Raw genomic sequence first — 17,970 nt, forward strand, 5'->3', positions numbered from 1 at the left:
GGCCCGCAACGAGGGTTTCGTCGTGATGCCCGCTGGTCAGGACGGGTGCGGAAACCGTGCGGCTCCTGATAGGACGGCAGTCAACCGGGAGCCTCTTGGCCACACGGTGCCGCGTCGGCTCGAAGGCCCGGAGCCGCCGAGCGGCAGCCCGGCAGCAGAAGTTGCGGACGGCGCGATGAATTTCCGGCCGCGGCCGAGTCTCTACTGGGTGCGAACTCCACAGATTGACCTGTCCGGAACCACCGCCATCGTGACCGGCGCCGGCCGCGGATTCGGCCGAGCCGTCGCGGTGGCGCTGCGTGCGGCCGGCGCGACCGTCGTCGGCGTCGCCCGGTCCGCCTCCGACCTGACGGAGGTCGGGTCGCTCCTCGGCGACGGGTTCGTCCCGGTCGAGGCTGATGCCGCGGATGCGGCCGTGGCCATGGAAGTCCTCGAGCGGCACCGGCCGCGCACATTGGTGCTCAACGCGGGTGCGACGCCACGGATGGGGTCGCTGCGTGAGCAGACCTGGCAGTCGTTCAGCCGTAACTGGGAGGTTGACACACAGCAGGCATTTCATTGGTCGCAGGCGGCGCTGCGGGTCCCGTTGCCGGCCGGAAGCACGGTCGTCACCATGTCCAGCGGGGCCGCTCTACGCGGTTCACCGCTGAGCGGTGGGTACGCCGGAGCGAAGGCCACGGTCCGCTTCATCACCGCGTACGCCGGGCAGGAGTCCCAGGAAGCCGGGCTCGGCATTCGCTTCGTCGCCGTGCTTCCGCAGCTGACGCCCGAGACGGCGCTCGGCCAGGCCGGTATGCGGGCGTACGCGAAGCAGCAGGGCGTCGACATGGCGGACTTCGTCGAAGCCCGGCGGCCGGTGCTGACACCTGATCAGGTGGGTCAGGCCGTCGTCCGCCTCAGCACCTCGCCGGATCACTCGCATCCGGCCTACCTGCTGACTGCCAACGGCTTGCAGGAGGTGCCGTAGCCGGGCCCGGTCGAGCATTTTTGGACGAGAACAACCACGGCTGATGAGGAAAGCGGTGTTGCGTGATGCATGTCGTGGAGGATGAGGACGCGTTCGTCCGCCTGACCCACCCGTTCCGTCAGGAACTGCTGGCGCATTGCTATCGGATGATGGGTTCATTCCAGGACGCCGAGGATCTGGTCCAGGAGACATACGTGCGGGCGTGGCGTTCGTACCACGACTTCGAGGGGCGATCGTCCACGCGATTGTGGCTCTATCGGATCGCGACCAATGTCTGCCTGACCGCTCTGGATCATCACAGCCGGCGCTTGCTGCCGTCCGGCCTGGGGCCGCCCAGCGACGACCCGGATCATCCGTTGTCGGTGCTGGAGCGCAGCGCCTGGCTCCAACCGCTGCCCGGTTCGCCGGGCGACGCGACCGATCCCGCGGTGATCGTCGGCTCGCGGGACAGCGTCCGCCTCGCGCTCATCGCCGCTCTGCAGCATCTACCGGCCAAGCAGCGCGTCGCGCTGATTCTGCGGGATGTGCTGGCCTGGCGGGCGACCGAGGTGGCGGAGTTGCTCGGCACGACGAGCGCTGCCGTGAACAGTCTGGTGCAGCGTGCACGAGTGCACTTGCAGCGCGTGTCACCAACGGAAGACGGACCGGCCGACATTCCCGAGCCGAGCCTGCGCGCCCTGCTCGACAAGTACATCGCCGCCTTCGAGAACGCGGACGTCAACGCGCTCGTCGGCGCGTTGCGGGATGACGTCGCACTGGAGATGCCGCCGAACGTCGAGTGGTTCTCCGGCCGGACGGCGGTCGTCCGGTTCCTCGAGCGCAATGTGTTCGCCGGCCCCGGTCTTGCCCGCCTGGTCCCGACCACGGCGAATGGCCAGCCCGCGGTGGCGATCTACTGGCGTGCGAGCGACGGGTCATACCGGCCGCACGCGCTGCAGGTGCTCACCATCACCCCGGCGGGGATTTCGCATGTCGTCTCCTTCAACGATCCGGAGTTGTTCCCCGCCTTCGCCCTTGCCGACGAGTTGGTCCCCGGGCCACCGAGGTAGACCGTGACGATGACCAGTGGTCCGGTTCGGCTGCTCGGGTATGCGATCCGTTATGCCGCCGAGAGCGTCGACGCCGTCGTGCCCGGTAGCGAATCGCTGCCGACACCGTGCGAAGGCTGGGATCTGCGGACCCTGCTGTCGCATCTCAACGACTCGGTCGATGAACTCCGCCGGGCCGTTGCATCCGAACCCGGGGACCGGGACCCCGCAGGCGCGCCGGTGGCGCGGCCGGCCTCGACCTTCCGATCGCAGGCCCGGCTGCTGCTGCAGAGCTGTGCCGAGACCGGGGGAGCCGGTCGCCGGATCGCGGTGGGTGATCAGTCCCTGGCCATCGGCTGGGTGGTCGTCACCGCGGCGGGGGAGATCGCCGTGCACGGCTGGGACGTCTCCGTCGCCTGCGGCGTGCCGAGATCGATCCCGGATCCGCTTGCCCTCGGCCTGCTGAGCCTGCTGCAACTGGTCGTCACCGATGCGACGCGGCCGCCCTTGTTCGGACCCGAGATCCCCGTTTCGCCGCTGGCCAGTCCGAGCGACCAGCTCGTCGCCTTTCTCGGTCGCCGCCCGGTCCCGGTCTCGTCGGGCCGAGTCAATGGCGGCGCCGCATTTCCTTGATCACGAGGAGCTCCATTGATCGAGTCGGTACTCGTCAGCTGGACGCTGACGGTCGTGTTCGGTGCCGCCGGCCTGATGCTCTTCACGGGGAACGGCTCCGACCCGCTGTCCCGTGGCATCCACGTCGCGGGCTGCGCCGCCATGATCCTCGCGTCCTGGTCGTGGGCTTCGAAGCTGCCCGTCTGGCCTCAGGAAGCCGTATTCACCCTGGCCGCCGGCTGGTTCTTCGTCCGGGCCGTCCACGGGCCACGCCTCCGGGTGCAATCGGGCGGGCAACGGTGGCGCGACCTGCACCATGCGGTCATGGCCGGCGCGATCACCTGGTCGGCTGCCGGGATGACTGACCCGCACTCCACGGCCGAGCACATCCATTCGTCCATGCCCGCGCAGGCGGCGAATCCGGCCGGCGTGGACACCACGGCCGTGCTCACTGTGTATTTCGTCGCCGCGGCACTGCCGTGGTTGTCCGCGGCTTTCCGGGCCGCGTGGAAATCGGACCACCGCGAGCCGCAGAGGCGCCGCCATGCAGTCGAAGCCGCAAGTCACGGTCTGATGAGCATCGGCATGGCTGCCATGTTCCTTGCCATGGCCTGACCGCTCGACATCGCGCTCTTCCCGGCCGGCGAGTGAGGAGCGACACCGTGAGCGCGGCGATTACCGGCCGATGAAAAACGTCCTCCCGAAAAGTCTTTATCAGTAAGCAGAAACCGAGACGAAGGAATGACCATGGATCTGCCGCAGGTGGTAAACCGCGACGAATGGCTCACCGCTCGCAAGGAGCTCCTCACGGCCGAGAAGGAGGCCTTGCTGGCGCAGGACGCGGTGAGCGCCCGGCGCCGGGCGCTGCCGATCGTCAAGATCGACAAGGACTACACGTTCGAGGGGCCGGAGGGCAAACTCCGCCTGGTCGACCTGTTCGAGGGCCGGCGCCAGCTGATCATCTACCACTTCATGTTCGGCCCGGACCAGGACGAGGGCCACAACAGCTGCTCGCTGCTGGTGGACAACATCAGCCATGAAGAGCACCTGCACGCCAACAACACCACCATCGCGCTCGTCTCGCGGGCGCCGATCGCGAAGCTCACGCCGTTCCGGAACCGGATGGGATGGACCATCCCCTGGTATTCGTCCTTCGGCGGCGACTTCAACTACGACTTCCATGCCACCAATGACGAGGCGGTCGCACCGGTTGAGTACAACTACAAGGACAAGGACACCCTCATCGCGAAGGGCACCCCGTGGTACACCGACGGTGAATGGCAGGGGCTGAGCGTCTTCCTGCGTGACGGAGACGATGTCTACCACACCTATTCCGCGTACGAGCGCGGCATCGACCCGCTGGTCAACACCTACACCTACCTCGACCTGACGCCGCTCGGACGGCAGTCACACGTCACGCAGTTCGCCCTGCACGACACCTACGACGCATGACCACCGACGGCGAGATTCGAGCTTGCTGCCGATCGCCGGTCCAAATCGGGGCGGGGTCGACGTCGTGTTCATGAGGGTTGCCGCGGAAGCACGCGGCAGCCGTCGGACGCGACCATTGCAGGTAAGAAGGGCGGAGCATCATGGCGAGTGAACGGTCAGCGATGATCAGGGATCACTGGCGCAGCATGACGGAGGCGGCAGTCGCGAATCCGAACCAGACTCCTCAGGACGTCCGCGACAGGGTCGAGCGGTACTGGCCCGGCCTGACCGCCGAGCCCGGCGGTGTGGACTACCGCGAAGTGGAGGTGGGCGGCCTGCCGGCGCTGTGGGCCGTGCCGAAGGAGGCCGTCGAGGACCGGGTGATCTTCAGCGTGCACGGCGGTGGCGGCGTCAGCGGCTCCATCTACACGCATCGGAAGCTCTTCGCTCACCTCGCCAAGGCGGCGGGAGCACGCGCGTTGCTCGTCGAGTACCGCCAGCAGTCCTATCCCGTGCCGCTGGACGACGTGACAACCGCGTACCGGTGGCTGCTCGATCAAGGTGTCGATCCCCGGCGCACCGCTTTCATCGGTGACTCGATCGGCGGCAACCTGGCCATCTCGACGATGTTGCGGGCGCGGGATTCGGGCCTGCCCCTTCCGGCCGCGCTGATGCTGATCTCGCCGTGGGTGGACCTGACCGTCAGCAACGAGACCTTCGAGTCGAATCGGGAGAACGAGGAGTTCTTCTACAAGGAGGTGGTGTCGTATCTGGCCTCGGCCTACCTGGCCGGCGCGAGCCCGACGGAGGCGTCGGTCAGCCCGCTGTACGCGGACCTCAGCGGTCTGCCGCCGATGTACATCCAGGTGGGCGGGCATGAGACGCTCCTCGGTGAGAGCCTGGAATTCGAGCAGAAGGCTCGCAAGGCCGGCGTCGATGTCCGGCTCGACGAGTTTCCCGAGCAGCTGCACACCTTCCAGATGGGTGCCGGAAACTCGCCCGAGTCCGATGAGGCGATCCGCAGGCTCGCCGAGTGGGTCCGGCCTCGGCTGACGACGCCCGTCGCTCGGTGACCGTTGCGGGATGACGACGTCGGGGTGGTGGCGCCCACCACCCCGACGTCGCTGTTCGTCAGCGTGCCGTCAGCGCGTCCAGCCGGCGCTCCAGTTCGGCGCGCTCGACGCCGTTCGCGGACAGCGCGATCGCCTGTTCGTAGGCGCGGGCCGCGGCGGTGACGTTCCCGGCGCGCTTGAGCAGTTCGGCGTGTGCGGCATGCAGTGGCTGATAGCGCTGCAGCACGGGATCGGTGAGCAACGGCTCGAGCAGTTTCAAGCCGGCGTCACCTCCGTGGGCGAAACCGACCGCGGTCGCCTGGTTGAGTTTGACCACCGGCGAGGGGTCGAGCCGGCCGAGGGCCTCGTACAGCTCGGCGATCTGCGCCCAGTCCGCGACGTCACCGTCGGCGGCGCGGAGGTGCAGGGCAGCGATCGCCGCCTGGATCTGGTATTCGCGGGGACGCCCGCTCCGCAACGCGTGCTGGAGCGCGCTGAGCCCTTCGCGGATCCGGTCGTGGTCCCATCCGGGTCGGTGCTGCGCCGGCAGCGCAACGAAGCCTCCGTTGACGTCGACGCGGGCGGTGCGGCGCGCGTCGTGCAGGAGCATCAACGCCAGTAGCCCCCGGGCCTCGGCATCGTCGGGCATCAGCTCGCATACGAGGCGGCCGAGCCGGATGGCCTCGTCACACAGTTCCGCTCGCACCAGAAGGTCGCCCTCGGTGGCGGAATAGCCCTCGTTGAAGATCAGATAGACGACCTGGAGCACGCTGCGAACCCGGTCGGGCAGGTCCTCGCCGGCCGGTACGCGATAGGGGATGCGGGCATCGGCGATCTTGCGCTTGGCGCGGACGATGCGCTTGCCCATCGTGGGCTCGGCGACCAGGAACGCGCGGGCGATCTCGCCGGTCGTCAAACCGCCGAGCGTCCGCAGCGTCAGCGCGACCCGGGCCGGCATGTCCAGCGCCGGATGGCAGCAGGTGAAGATCAATCGCAGCCGGTCATCGCCGATCGGGCCGGCCTCGTCCATCGGCACCTCCGCCGGTCGGTTCAGCAGTTGCATCGCGGCCAGCCGTTCGGCGCGATCGGCGATCGATTGGTCGCGCCGGAGCCGATCGATCGCCCGTCGCCGGGCCGTGACCGTGATCCACGCTGCCGGATTGTCCGGGATCCCATCGCGCCGCCAGGCCGCGAGCGCGGCCTCGAACGCATCCTGGACGGCATCCTCGGCGATCTGGAAGTCGCCGACGTACCGGATCAGCGTCGCCAGCACGGCCGCCCGCTCGTCCCGGAACACGCTGATGGCCGCCGCGGCGGTAAGGTCGGCCATCGTCAGTCCCCGCCCGCCTCCGGGCCGTTCGAGTCCGCGGGAATCTCGCCGGTACTCATGATCGGCCGGACCTCGACGGAGCCGCGGAGCGCCATCGGCATCCGCGCCGCGTGGTGCAGGGCCTCGTCGAGGTCGGTGCAGTTGAGCACGTAGTAGCCGGCGAGGATCTCCTTGGTGGTGGCGAAGGGCCCGTCGGTGAGCTGCGTCTCGCCGCTGCGGACCCGCACGGTGGTCGCGCTTCCCGCCGAATGCAACGGGGCGTTCGCGACCAGCAGCCCCGACTTCCGGAGGCTCTCGGTCAGCTCCCGCCACAGCGGCATGTCCGCCCACCTGTCCTGCTGTTCCTCACCTTCGGGGGCGTACAGCAACAGCATGTACTCCGGCATCGCTACTCCTCGGGGGCTCGCTGTCTCAAGACGATCGTCGTCGGTACGACGCAGCACCATGCGGAATTTGGACGACTCAGCCGCAAAGAAGCACTGGCGCTGTCCAAATCCGCAGGGGTGCCGCGTCGGTCAGTGGAGCCACAGATGGTGGCCCGCTGATCTCCGGAGGACGGCATGAGTTCAGATCATCACGGACAAGCGGCGGAAACGCGGCCGGTTGGCGTCTCCTCGGCTCGGGACGAGGAGCACGCCGTGCGCGCGTTGTTCGACGCGACGTCACTCGCCTGGCGGGATGGCGACGCCGCGGGATTCGCCGGCCGATACGCCGATGACGCCACGGTGATCCTCCCCGGCGTCCACCTGCGGGGCCGAGCCGACATCCGCAAGGCCATGGCAGAGGCGTTCACCGGTCCGCTGAAGGATACGAGGCGCGTCCACACGCCACAGAGCATCCGGTTCCTGGGAGTGGACGTGGCCGTGGCGGTGACCCGCAGCGTCACCGTGCACCCGGGCCAGGCCGACCCTCCGCAGGAGCAGTGGGAGCCGGCGACCTGGACACTCGCACGGCGCGATGGCACGTGGTTCGTCGAGGCGTACCACAGTTGCCCCGCGAGCTGAGCTGACGGATGTGCGGGGTGGCGGTCAACCAGGACCGCCATCCCGCACAGGCGCTGATCAATGTCCTTCAGTCGGTGGTCTGAGCGGTGGCGGGTGCGAGGCGTCCTCCGGTGGTGGCAGGTGCGGGGCGGTGTCGTGGCAGCACGATGCCGGCAGCGGCGGCGGCGACAGCGAGCGCCGTCGAGACGCTCATCGCCACGATGTAGCCGTCGCTGAACTCGCGGGCGGTGGCGTAGCCGCCGGCTGCGGCGAAGGCGGCGCCGGTGAGGGCGATCCCGAACGCGCCACCGAGCTGGCGGCTGGTGCTGAACGTCCCCGACGCCCGGCCGATGTCCTGGGGTGCGACCCGGCTCACGACGGCCTTGGTGACGGCCGGCAGCGCCAATGAGAACCCGATGCCACCGACGGCCATGGCCACCGCCGTCGTGAAGTAGCCGATGCCGGGTTCGGAGATCAGGGCGATCCAGCCCATGCCGATCGCGAGCAGGAGCGTGCCGATGACGATCAGCGTCCGCTCGCCGATCCGGTCGGAGAGTGCGCCGGCCCGGGGCGCGATGAGGAACGGCGCAATGCCCCACGGCAGCAGCCGCAGGCCGGCCGCCACCGGCCCGTGGTCGAGCGCGACCTGGTGGAACTGGGCCGTGAAGAAGATCGCGCTGGTCAGCGACCCGTTGAGGAAGAAGATTGCCGCGTTGCCGGCGGAGAAGGCGGGCGACCGGAACAGCCGCATCGGCAGCATCGGGGCCCGGGCGCGCAGCTCCCGCACGACGAACAACACGCCGAACACGATCCCGCCGGCCAGCGTGGCAAGCGTTTCGGCGCTGCTCCATCCGGCCGTGTTGCCACGCACCAGTGCCCACGTGACGCCCAGCGCCGCTCCGGCGGCCAGAGCCAGACCTGGCAGGTCCAAGGTGCCGCCCGGCCCGTGTGCCTCGGCGATGCGCCTGAGCACCAGCGGAATCGCGATCAGCGTGATCGGGACGTTCAGCCAGAAGATCCACTGCCAGGCCAGGTGCTCGGTCACGATGCCGCCGAGGACCGGGCCGACGATCGCGGCCAGCCCGGTGACGCTGCCGTAGATCCCCGTGGCCCAGCCGCGGCGCTCGGGCGGGAACGCGCCGTTGAGCAGGCCGAGCGCCACCGGCATGATCAAGGCGGCACCCGCACCCTGCACGGCGCGGGCCGCAACCAGCGCGCCGACCTGGGTGGACAGCGCACAGGCAGCGGACGCCACGGCGAACAGGCCGAGCCCGATCGCGAACAGGCGGCGCCGCCCGTAGCGGTCGCCCAGCGCGGATCCGGTCATCAGCAGGACTGCGAAGCTGAGCGTGTAGGCATTGACGGTCCACTCAAGGTCCTCGAGCGAGGCGCCGAGGTCGTGCTGAATCGCGGAGAGCGCGGTCGCCACCACGAGCATGTCCAGCACCACAACGAACGAAGCGAGGGCGCTGAGGCCGAGCACCCACCGCTGTGCCGGCGTCGTTTTCTGGTCCACGTCTTTCCCATCTGTAGTCGGTGCCGGCCGGAAGCGCGTCCGGCATGAATGCAGACTCAGCGGCACGCGCGGACTGGTCGGCCGCGGGCACTTGACGTGGGCTTGGCCACATCGGGCGCGCGGGCCGATGAATTCCCGGCCGGCTTCTGGTCTCCACCGAACAGGTCTCTACCGAACAGGCAAGAGCGCGGGCGGGTGGAGTGACGAGATGGCACAGGCAGCTCAGGACCTGTTCGCCGGGGCCGGGGCCGGGGAGTTCTCCCAGCTCACCGAGCCGTTCCGCCGGGAGCTGCTCGCCCATTGCTATCGCATGCTCGGCTCGGTGCATGACGCCCAGGACATCGTCCAGGAGACCTACCTGCGGGCCTGGCGCGGCTTCGACGGCTTCGAGGGGCGCTCGTCGTTGCGGGTCTGGCTGTACCGCATCGCGACCAGCGCCTGCCTCACTGCGATCGAGCACCGCAGCCGAAGGGTCCTGCCCTCCGGGCTCGGCCCGTCCGCCGACCCCGATCTGCCCCTGACGGTTGCCGGCCCGGCGGTCGCCTGGGTTCAGCCGTGGCCGGACACGACCGTGCCGGACGCGGATCCGGCCATGATCGTGACCGCGCGCAGCAGCGTCCGGCTCGCCCTGGTGGCCGCCCTGCAATACCTTCCGGCCAGACAACGGGCGGTGCTGATCCTGCGCGACGTGCTCGCGTGGCACGCCGCCGAGGTCGCCGGCCTGCTCGACACCACCACCGAGGCGGTCAACAGCGCGCTGGCCCGTGCCCGCGCGCAGCTGGCTCGCATCGGCCTCACCGAGGACATGCTGACCGAACCGGCCGACCCGGCCGACCGGACGCTGCTGGACCGGTACGCCCGGGCCTTCCAGGAGGCGGACACCGCCGCGTTGCTGCAGGTGCTACGCGAGGACGTGACGATGGAGATGCCACCGCACCTGAGCTGGTTCGCCGGGCGCGACGCCGTCCTCGGCTTCCTCGCCACCACAGTGTTCGACCGGCCCGGGACGATCCGCACGCTGCCGGCCACAGCCAACGACCAGCCGGCCCTCGCCACCTACACGGCCGGCACCGATGGGCTTTATCACCCGCACGGCCTGCAGGTGCTCACCGTCACCCCGATGGGCGTGTCCCAGATCGTCTCGTTCCACGATCCGAGCCTGTTCCATCCTTGCGGTCTCCCCACACGCATCGACTCGACCGGCCAACCCGCCGGATGACTCGAACTGGTCGCACGGATCGTCACTTCCTGACCGGCCGCAGGTGGTTGAGCCGCAGGGACAGCGCCACCACCAGGATCGCTGCGCCTGCCAGGGCGATGACCGGCCCCGGCCCGAGTTGTTCGGCGGCCAGGCCCATGAGCAGCGGCCCGAGGCCCTGGAGCGTCATCATTCCCGTGGACAGCAGCGTGAACCCGTGCCCGCGTGCCTGCGGCGGCAGCGCGTCCAGGAACGGTCGCTGCAGCCCGAGCAGATAGGACAGGCCGAATCCGGCGGCCGCCAGCAGGGCGACGGCGATCGGCGCGGCGGGGTGCGCGGCCAGGAGGGTCAGCGGCGCGCCGAGCAGGGCGATGAGCAGCGGGGCGGCACGTTCCCGGCCGGCCGGGCCCAACAGCCGGCCGACCAGCAGGTCGCCGACGAGCATGCCGAGCGGGATGGCGGCGAGCAACAGGCCGGCGGTCCCGGCGGGCCAGCCGTGGGCCGACGCGTACGGGATGAGCAGGGACTCGCTGCCGGTGGAGAACGCGGGCGGCAGCCACTGGACCAGGAGGAGCCGGCGTGCCGTGCGATCGGCCAGCAGTGCCCGCGTGCCGGTCCAGCTCTCCCGCAGGACCGGCCCCGTGCGCGGCGGGGTGGGGGCATCGCCGGCGAAGAGGACGAAGAGGAGCGCGGCCAGCAGGTGACCCGCGCACGCCACCAGGAGAGCCGGGGTGGGGCCCAGCGCCGCGACCGCCGCGCCGCCCGCGGCCAGGCCGACCAGTTGCGCCCCGGAGGACGACATGCTGATCGCGGCGCGGCCCAGGACGTACGCATCGCCGGTCAGCGTGTCGGCGACCAGCCGACCCGTTGCGCCGTTGCCGAGCGGAGCCAGGCAGCCGACCGCGGCGATCAGGGCGAGCGACGCGGCCACCGGCGGGTGCAGAAGGGCGAGGGCGGCCGCGACGGTGGCCTCGAGAAGGTAGCCGGCGAGGATCAGCCGGCGCGGCGACACCCGGTCGGCGGCCGCACCGAGCAGGATGCCGCCGGCGGCCTGCGGCAGGAAGCCCGCACCGAACGCGAGCGCGCCCAGCAGGGGCGAGCGCGTGTCGCGGTAGACGACCACGGACACGGTGAGGATCTGCAGCGTGCCGGCGGCCATCCAGACCGTACGGGCGGCGAACAACGCCCGGAAACGCGGCTCGGCGAACACGTCGAGGTACCGGGCAGGCCCGGTTTCGGTCGTCACGCGGCCAGCCTCCCGCCCGCGTCGCCGGCACTCGAATGTTTCACGCACCGCTGTAAGGTCGAGTCATGATCCGGTTCTTGGCCGGGGCCGACGACCTGGCGCGCAGCCGGTTCGCGCTGTCGCCGGCCTTCGAGCTGAACAACCTGATCCAGGACCTCGGCCGCCCGCGGGCGCGGCGTCGGCTGCCGCCTGCCTGGTTCGCGCGGCTGCGGCCCGCCTTCGACCGGTTGCGCGCGGAGACTGCCGTGGACGCGGTCGTCGCGCTGTCGGTGCCCCGGCACGGTCCCGACTTCGTGGCACCGCCGCCGACCCGCGGGCTGGCCCAGACCATCGACGACGACCTGACCGCCGTCCGCGCCACGCCCGCGTCCGACGCCCGCGCCGAGATCGAGTACTGCCTCAGCCTGCGCCCGCCGGTGGACGCGCGCACCCGGGCAATGCTCACCGGCAACGGGGTGGTGGCCCGGATCGCCGACGCGCTCGAGCAGGCGTGGCGGGAGCTGCTCGCGCCGGACTGGCTCCAGGTGCGGATGATCTGCGAGCGGGACGTCGTGCACCGCGCCGGCGAGCTGGGCCGGCACGGCTGGGCGGGCGCCCTCGCCGGTCTGCACCCCTCGGTGCGCTGGCGGGACGGCGCGGTCGAGGTGCTGCGCCTCGAGGACCACGAGGTCCGGCTGGGCGGTGCCGGCCTGCTGCTGGTGCCGTCGGCGTTCGTCTGGCCGCAGATCGCGGCACACATCGACGACCCCTGGCCACGCACGCTCATCTATCCGGCCCGGGGCATCGCCGCCCTGCTCGGACCCGCCGAGCGCCACGCCCCGCCGGAGGCCCTGACGAGGCTGCTCGGCCGGTCGCGCGGCCGGCTGCTGGTGGCGCTCGCCGAGCCGGCCAGCACCAGTCAGCTGGCGTACACCCTCGGCATGACGGTCTCCGCGGTCGGCAATCACCTAGCCGTGCTGCGCGACGCCGGTCTGCTCGACCGGGCCCGCGCCGGCCGCTCAGTCCTCTACCACCGCACCCCGCTGGGTGACGCGTTAGCCGGCTGAGGGCGCCCTGGTGACACGCCTCATTCGATCGTCGCGCAGGCGTCGACGAGACGGCGCAGCGGCGCGGCAGCCGGGCCGGGCGGCACGGCCAACGAGGTGACCACGTCGGGCGAGGCCAGCGGCCGAAACGCGACACCCCGCACCGGCACGGTGGCGGCCGCGGCGTACAGGACGGTCCACGACGGCTCGCCGACACCGATCTCGGCGAGCGTGTCCTGCAGGTTGGTGAACGGGGCCGCCGGGGTGAGAGCGATCCCGCTGCCGGCGATGAGGTCGTGGAACGGCGGGTTGTCCCGGCGTGGCGCGAGCCGGACGGGCAGGCCGGCCAGCTGTTCCAGGCTCAGCTCGGGACAGTCGGCGAGCGGGTGGGCCTCGGGCAGGGCAACGACGAGCCGGTCGGTCCAGAGCGGGAGGAGCTCCAGTTCGGATGCCGAGGTGAGGACACGGACGAAGGCCGCGTCCAGGTCACCGCGGCGGACGGAGGCGAGCCGGTCGGCGAGGGGCAGCGCCTGCAGCCGGACCGGCGCCCGCAGCGCCGCGAGCACCTCGTTGAGACGGTGGCCGAGTCCCTGACTGGTTCCGACACGCAGGACGGCGCCCGTCTCGGCGGCGATGGCAGAGGCTACCGCGCCGACCCGTTCGGCCGCGGCCAGCGCTGCGCGCGCCTCAGGCAACAGGCGCTCGCCCGCCGTGGTGAGCGAGACCCGGCGGGTGGACCGGTCGAAGAGGCGTACGCCGAGCTCCCGCTCCAGCCGGCGGATCTGCTGGCTGACCGCAGGCTGGACGACGTTCAGCCGCTCGGCCGCACGGCCGAAGCCCAGTTCTTGCGCCACCGTCACGAAGTACCGCAGTTCTCGCAGCTCCATGTCCAGCCTCGTCATTGTGTACTCATCACCGGCGGTGATCGGTGTGGGGTACAACTGGCCCTTGGTCCGGCTCTGTTCCCGCGGTCGACTGAGACCCATGAGAGCTGTAGTGAACACCCCGCAGGGACCGGTCATCCGTGAAGTCGCGGAGCCTGAGCGGACAGCAAACGAGGCGCTGGTGGCGGTCCGGGCGTTCTCGGTGAACCGGGGCGAGCTGGCCCTGCTGGCGGCCCGTACTCAGGACTGGCGCCCCGGGCAGGATGTGGCGGGCCTGGTGATCGAGCCCGCGGCCGACGGGACCGGACCGGCACGCGGCACCCGCGTCGTAGCGCAGGTGGAGCAGGCCGGCTGGGCCGAGCTCGTTCCGGTGCGCACTGACCGCTTGGCCGTGCTTCCGGGCGCGGTGAGTATCGAACAGGCCGCGTCGCTGCCGGTGGCGGGCCTGACCGCACTGCGGGTCCTGCGGCTCGGCGGTGACCTGCTCGGCCGCCGGGTCCTGATCACCGGGGCGAACGGGGGACTGGGCAGGTTCCAGACCGAGCTGGCGGCCCTCGCCGGGGCGTCGGTGACGGCGGTCGCCGCTCCAGTGCACACGAAGGAGCTGATCGCGCTCGGCGCCACCGAGGTGGTGGCGAACACCGCGGACGCCGCCGATGGCCAGCACCTCGTCGCCGAGTCCGTCGGCGGCGACTCCCTCGCCGCAGCACTGAGCAGGGTTGCTCCCGGCGGGACGGTCGTGGTCTGCGGCACCAGCAGCGGCGCCAAGACGCCGATCGACATCTACGACTTCATCGGCCACGAGGGCGCACGGCTGGTGAGCTACCTCTCGTACGCGCACCCGCAGCCACCGGGTCCGGACCTGGGCATTCTCGTCGACCTGGTGGCGACGGACCGGCTGCACCCCACGCTCGGGCTCGCCGCCGACTGGTCCCAGCTGGACGATGTGCTGGCCGCCCTGCAGCAACGCCGGTTGTCGGGCAAGGCCGTGCTCACCATCGGCTGACTCCCTGTCCCGGAGCACCGCCAGGCCACGGAAACTTGGAAGCGTATTGGCCGTGCCTGGCCGATCGGCCCGTGAAAGGCCATTGACAGCCGGACATACGAGCGAAGCCCTAGGCCGCGTTTCCGCTGGTCTAGGGCTTCGTTTTGGCTGATCAGAGCCACTTCTCAAAGTGTGCCCCCGGCAGGATTCGAACCTGCGCCCCCGCCTCCGGAGGGCGGTGCTCTATCCCCTGAGCTACGGGGGCCTTGCGGCCTCGCAAAGGATAACAGATCCGTTGTGGCGCCTGAGTCAGGAGGGGAGGGGTTGGGCGCCGAGGTCCTTGAGCTTCTCGGTGAGGGCCGTGATGTCGTACTGCTGGGAGACCCGCATCTTCTCGGCGCCGTCGCGGACCTCGGTGGTGGAGGCCTTCTCGGCGGCGGTCTCTGACATGTGGATGCCGCCCAGGTGGTGGCGGAGCATGAGCTGGCACCACATGGTGTCGAAGTCCTTGCCGGTGGAGGACTTGAGCTTCTTGAGCTCGTCCTGGGAGGCCATGCCGGGCATGCGGCCGTCCGGCTGGAGGGCGTTCTTGCCGTCGGGCATCCAGGACATCGGGGCGTTGTCCGTGTTGGGGGACAGGTGCCACTGGGTCAGCCAGGTCTGCATCTGGCCGATCTGCCACTGCTGGCTGGTGGCCATGTCGTAGCCCAGGGTGCGGATGTCGTCGGTGGAGCCGAGGCGATACGCGAACATGGCCATCTCGACGGCCTGGGCGTGGTGGACGCTCATGTCGCGGGCGAAGCCGGCGTCGACGGAGTCCTCGCCGGGGGCGCGCAGGGTCGGGATGAGGTATCCGACGGAGACGCCCACGGCGAGGAGGAGAACGGCGGCGAGCACGCCCAGGGTCAGGCGTGCCCGCGCCGTGAGTTGTCCGAACATTGCTTGGTGCTCAGCCGCCCGTCTGCTGCTGCTGCGTGCCGTCCTTGCCGAGGTCGCGCGGGACGGTGCCGGTCTCGGTGATGATGTCACCGCTGGAGCAGGGGGTGCCGGGCTCGAGGCTGGCGTTCTGGCGGAGCGCCTTGATGAACTCGTCGATGCGGCCGTCGCTGGCCTTGTCGACCTGCAGCTGGAAGCCCCACGCCTGCAGGGAGATCGGCTTGGCCTGGCCCTCGTAGGGGCTCATCATCATGTAGTCCTTGCCGCGGACCTTCTTGGCGAGCGCTTCGACCTGGTCGGCGGGCAGGTTGGGCTGGTACGTGATCCAGACCGAACCGTGCTCCATGGCGTGCAGGGCGTGCTCGGTGGCGATCGGTGCGGTGTAGACGTCGCCGAGGCAGCGCTGCCAGTTCTGGTTGTGGTTGCCGGCGACCGGGGGGTTGGCGATGGTCAGGTCGTACTTCTGCTGACCCCAGACGTGGCTGCGCTCTTCGGTGTAGGCCTTGTTGATCTTGCGGAAGTCCTTGAGGCCGTCGATCCGGTCGGCGCGCTCCTGGACGGTGAGGCCGTTTTCGTTGACCTGCCAGACGGCGAAGCCGACGATGCCGAGGGCCAGCAGGCCGACCACGGAGAACAGGATGATCGGGCCCCACGCGGCGCCCTGCTTCACCTTGACCGGGGCGACCTTGCGCGCGGCCGGGCGGCCGGCGGGGCGCTTCCCGGCCGGGGCGGTCTTGCGCGCCGGGGCGGACTTGCGCGGGCTCGCCTTCGGCTTGCCGAGCGAGACCGGCGCGTCCTCCTCCTCCGAAGCGGCCGAAGCCTCGACGTCGAGGTCCTCGTCAACGGGGTCCTCGTCGCCGCCCTGCTTCGGCTTGGCGCCGGCCACGGGCTTGGTCGACGGCTTGCGGTTGCCGCCGCCGTGCTGGGTGCTCATGCTCATGTCGTCGCCTCGCAACGCTCAGCGTGGTGCTCGCTCATCGGGCCTCGTCTGGTCAACGGTCGGGGGGTCGGGCGGGACGCGGGGTCGGTGAACACCGCCGCAGCGGCCGTCCCGCATTGTGACCAGCAGAACGGGCCGCCGCCAAGTACCGGAGTCTACCCCCGATAACATTTGTCGGTGACTCCCGCTGAACTCGCCGTAGCAGTCCTCGAAGCCGCCCGAGCGGCGCTTACTGAGCGTGACCTCGACGCGTCCGTTCTTCCTGCGACGACCAGCGTGGAGCGACCGCGAAACCCGGAGCATGGTGACTATGCGTCGAATATCGCCCTGCAGTTGGGCAAGAAGGTCGGGCTGAACCCGCGCGAGCTCGCCGCGGCGGTCGCGAAAAACTTGCAGGAAACTCCCGGGATCGATGCCGTGGAGATCGCCGGTCCGGGGTTCCTCAATATCCGGCTGTCGGCGGCCGCGGCCGGGGAGCTGGCGCGGATCGTGGTGACGGCCGGCCGGGCCTACGGGCGCAGCGAGACCCTCGCCAAGGAGAAGATCAACCTGGAGTTCGTCTCGGCGAACCCCACGGGCCCGGTCCACCTGGGGCACACCCGCTGGGCGGCGGTCGGCGACGCGCTCGGCCGGATCCTGTCGGCGGCCGGCGCCGACGTGACCCGCGAGCACTACATCAACGACGCCGGCGTGCAGATGGCCCGCTTCGGCGAGTCGGTGAAGGCCGCGGCCAACAACCAGCCGACGCCCCCGGACGGCTATCCGGGCGAGTACATCCAGGACATCGCGCGGCAGGTCGTCGCCGCGAATCCCGAAATTCTCGACAAAACGGACGAAGAGCAAGAAGTCGCGTTCCAGAGCGAGGGCTACAAGGCCATGCTCAAGGAGATGCAGGACAGCCTCGACCGCTTCAAGGTGCACTTCGACGTGTGGTTCTCCGAGAGGACCCTGCACGACGGCGGTGCGGTCGAGCACGCCCTCGACGAGCTGCGCAAGCAGGGCCACATCTTCGAGGCCGACGGCGCGATCTGGCTGCGCACCACCGAGTTCGGCGACGACAAGGACCGGGTGCTGATCCGGTCCAACGGCGAGAAGACGTACTTCGCCGCCGACGCCGCGTACTACATCAACAAGCGCGAGCGGGGCTTCGACCGCTGCATCTACATGCTCGGCGCCGACCACCACGGGTACATCGGGCGGTTGAAGGCGATCGCGGCGTGCGCGGGCGACGACCCCGACCGCAACATCGAGGTGCTCATCGGCCAGCTGGTCAGCCTGCTGCGCGGCGGCGAGCCGGTCCGGCTCAGCAAGCGCGCCGGCACGCTGATCACGCTCGACGAGTTGATCGAGGTCGTCGGGGTCGACGCGGCGCGATACTCCCTCGCCCGCTCCTCGACCGACTCGCCGCTCACCCTCGACATCGAGGTGATCACGCGGCAGAAGAACGACAACCCGGTCTTCTACGTCCAGTACGTCGGCGCGCGCACCGCCTCCGTCGCCCGGAACGCGGCCGAGCTGGGGCTGCACCGCACCGACACCTACGAGCCGGGGCTGCTGGTCCACGAGAAGGAGCTCGACCTGCTCAAGGCGCTCGGCGACTTCCCGGCGGTGGTCGCCACGGCGGCGGAGCTGCGCGAGCCGCATCGCGTGGCACGCTATCTGGAGGAGCTCGCGGGGTCCTACCACCGCTTCTACGACAATTGCCGGGTGTTGCCGCAGGGCGACGAGCCCATCACGGAGACCAACCGGGCGCGGCTGTGGCTCAACGACGCGACGCGTCAGGTCATCGTCAACGGGCTCGACCTGCTCGGCGTCTCAGCACCGGAACGGATGTAAG

18 protein-coding genes and 1 tRNA gene are annotated in these 17,970 nt (G+C 70.2%); 11 read left to right on the forward strand and 8 right to left on the reverse strand.

Annotated features, from left to right (window positions below; translation table 11 throughout):
* The first annotated feature begins 25 nt into the window (after positions 1 to 25).
* The 6 genes from ACFPIJ_RS57600 (at position 26) to ACFPIJ_RS57625 (ending at position 5,111) form a co-directional block, all read left to right on the forward strand.
* Positions 26 to 967 carry an SDR family oxidoreductase gene (locus ACFPIJ_RS57600; protein WP_380128082.1) on the forward strand — a complete coding sequence of 314 codons (942 nt, stop codon included), beginning with the start codon at positions 26 to 28 and terminating at the stop codon, positions 965 to 967.
* A 74-nt stretch (positions 968 to 1,041) separates the two neighbouring features.
* Positions 1,042 to 2,016, forward strand: a complete 975-nt coding sequence (locus ACFPIJ_RS57605; protein WP_380128060.1) for a sigma-70 family RNA polymerase sigma factor — start codon at positions 1,042 to 1,044, stop codon at positions 2,014 to 2,016.
* A 9-nt stretch (positions 2,017 to 2,025) separates the two neighbouring features.
* Entirely contained in the window at positions 2,026 to 2,628 is a 603-nt protein-coding gene (locus ACFPIJ_RS57610; RefSeq protein ID WP_380128083.1) for a TIGR03086 family metal-binding protein, read from the forward strand.
* Between the two features lie 54 nt (positions 2,629 to 2,682).
* Complete coding sequence (locus ACFPIJ_RS57615) at positions 2,683 to 3,222, forward strand: DUF5134 domain-containing protein (RefSeq protein WP_380128061.1); 540 nt, start codon at positions 2,683 to 2,685, stop codon at positions 3,220 to 3,222.
* A 132-nt stretch (positions 3,223 to 3,354) separates the two neighbouring features.
* A complete protein-coding gene (locus ACFPIJ_RS57620; RefSeq protein ID WP_380128062.1) occupies positions 3,355 to 4,059 on the forward strand; it encodes a DUF899 domain-containing protein in 705 nt (234 codons plus the stop codon).
* A gap of 305 nt (positions 4,060 to 4,364) precedes the next feature.
* A complete protein-coding gene (locus tag ACFPIJ_RS57625) occupies positions 4,365 to 5,111 on the forward strand; it encodes an alpha/beta hydrolase (RefSeq protein ID WP_380128063.1) in 747 nt (248 codons plus the stop codon).
* 58 nt (positions 5,112 to 5,169) lie between these two features.
* Here the strand turns inward: ACFPIJ_RS57625 and ACFPIJ_RS57630 are convergent, their stop codons facing one another.
* Positions 5,170 to 6,420, reverse strand: a complete 1,251-nt coding sequence (locus ACFPIJ_RS57630) for an RNA polymerase sigma factor (RefSeq protein WP_380128064.1) — start codon at positions 6,418 to 6,420, stop codon at positions 5,170 to 5,172.
* Between the two features lie 2 nt (positions 6,421 to 6,422).
* Complete coding sequence (locus ACFPIJ_RS57635) at positions 6,423 to 6,806, reverse strand: YciI family protein (RefSeq protein ID WP_380128065.1); 384 nt, start codon at positions 6,804 to 6,806, stop codon at positions 6,423 to 6,425.
* Positions 6,807 to 6,980: 174 nt separating this feature from the next.
* On the opposite strand from ACFPIJ_RS57635, the gene ACFPIJ_RS57640 reads away from it, so the two are divergent.
* Positions 6,981 to 7,424 carry an SgcJ/EcaC family oxidoreductase gene (locus tag ACFPIJ_RS57640; RefSeq protein ID WP_380128066.1) on the forward strand — a complete coding sequence of 148 codons (444 nt, stop codon included), beginning with the start codon at positions 6,981 to 6,983 and terminating at the stop codon, positions 7,422 to 7,424.
* Between the two features lie 67 nt (positions 7,425 to 7,491).
* Here ACFPIJ_RS57640 and ACFPIJ_RS57645 read toward each other — a convergent pair whose 3' ends face one another.
* A complete protein-coding gene (locus ACFPIJ_RS57645) occupies positions 7,492 to 8,919 on the reverse strand; it encodes an MFS transporter (RefSeq protein ID WP_380128067.1) in 1,428 nt (475 codons plus the stop codon).
* Positions 8,920 to 9,127: 208 nt separating this feature from the next.
* On the opposite strand from ACFPIJ_RS57645, the gene ACFPIJ_RS57650 reads away from it, so the two are divergent.
* Entirely contained in the window at positions 9,128 to 10,138 is a 1,011-nt protein-coding gene (locus tag ACFPIJ_RS57650) for a sigma-70 family RNA polymerase sigma factor (RefSeq protein WP_380128068.1), read from the forward strand.
* Positions 10,139 to 10,160: 22 nt separating this feature from the next.
* On the opposite strand, the gene ACFPIJ_RS57655 is transcribed toward ACFPIJ_RS57650, so the two are convergent.
* The gene (locus ACFPIJ_RS57655) at positions 10,161 to 11,363 is read right to left on the reverse strand and encodes an MFS transporter (protein ID WP_380128069.1); all 1,203 of its coding nucleotides are present in this window, start codon (positions 11,361 to 11,363) and stop codon (positions 10,161 to 10,163) included.
* Between the two features lie 65 nt (positions 11,364 to 11,428).
* On the opposite strand from ACFPIJ_RS57655, the gene ACFPIJ_RS57660 reads away from it, so the two are divergent.
* The gene (locus ACFPIJ_RS57660) at positions 11,429 to 12,409 is read left to right on the forward strand and encodes an ArsR/SmtB family transcription factor (protein ID WP_380128070.1); all 981 of its coding nucleotides are present in this window, start codon (positions 11,429 to 11,431) and stop codon (positions 12,407 to 12,409) included.
* 20 nt (positions 12,410 to 12,429) lie between these two features.
* Here the strand turns inward: ACFPIJ_RS57660 and ACFPIJ_RS57665 are convergent, their stop codons facing one another.
* The gene (locus ACFPIJ_RS57665; RefSeq protein WP_380128071.1) at positions 12,430 to 13,290 is read right to left on the reverse strand and encodes a LysR family transcriptional regulator; all 861 of its coding nucleotides are present in this window, start codon (positions 13,288 to 13,290) and stop codon (positions 12,430 to 12,432) included.
* An 82-nt stretch (positions 13,291 to 13,372) separates the two neighbouring features.
* Here ACFPIJ_RS57665 and ACFPIJ_RS57670 point away from each other — a divergent pair, with 82 nt between their 5' ends.
* Positions 13,373 to 14,278 carry a zinc-binding dehydrogenase gene (locus ACFPIJ_RS57670; RefSeq protein ID WP_380128072.1) on the forward strand — a complete coding sequence of 302 codons (906 nt, stop codon included), beginning with the start codon at positions 13,373 to 13,375 and terminating at the stop codon, positions 14,276 to 14,278.
* 172 nt (positions 14,279 to 14,450) lie between these two features.
* Here ACFPIJ_RS57670 and ACFPIJ_RS57675 read toward each other — a convergent pair.
* From ACFPIJ_RS57675 to ACFPIJ_RS57685, 3 genes are all read right to left on the reverse strand, one after another.
* Positions 14,451 to 14,522: transfer RNA gene (locus ACFPIJ_RS57675), tRNA-Arg, on the reverse strand.
* Between the two features lie 44 nt (positions 14,523 to 14,566).
* Positions 14,567 to 15,196 (reverse strand): DUF305 domain-containing protein, encoded by a 630-nt coding sequence (locus tag ACFPIJ_RS57680; RefSeq protein ID WP_380128073.1) that lies wholly within the window; start codon positions 15,194 to 15,196, stop codon positions 14,567 to 14,569.
* 10 nt (positions 15,197 to 15,206) lie between these two features.
* Complete coding sequence (locus tag ACFPIJ_RS57685; RefSeq protein ID WP_380128074.1) at positions 15,207 to 16,133, reverse strand: DUF3105 domain-containing protein; 927 nt, start codon at positions 16,131 to 16,133, stop codon at positions 15,207 to 15,209.
* Between the two features lie 177 nt (positions 16,134 to 16,310).
* On the opposite strand from ACFPIJ_RS57685, the gene argS reads away from it, so the two are divergent.
* Positions 16,311 to 17,969 (forward strand): arginine--tRNA ligase, encoded by a 1,659-nt coding sequence (gene argS / locus ACFPIJ_RS57690; RefSeq protein WP_380128075.1) that lies wholly within the window; start codon positions 16,311 to 16,313, stop codon positions 17,967 to 17,969.
* Position 17,970 lies beyond the last annotated feature (1 nt).

This window comes from Dactylosporangium cerinum (genome assembly GCF_042653625.1).
Taxonomy (GTDB): Bacteria; Actinomycetota; Actinomycetes; order Mycobacteriales; family Micromonosporaceae; genus Dactylosporangium; species Dactylosporangium cerinum.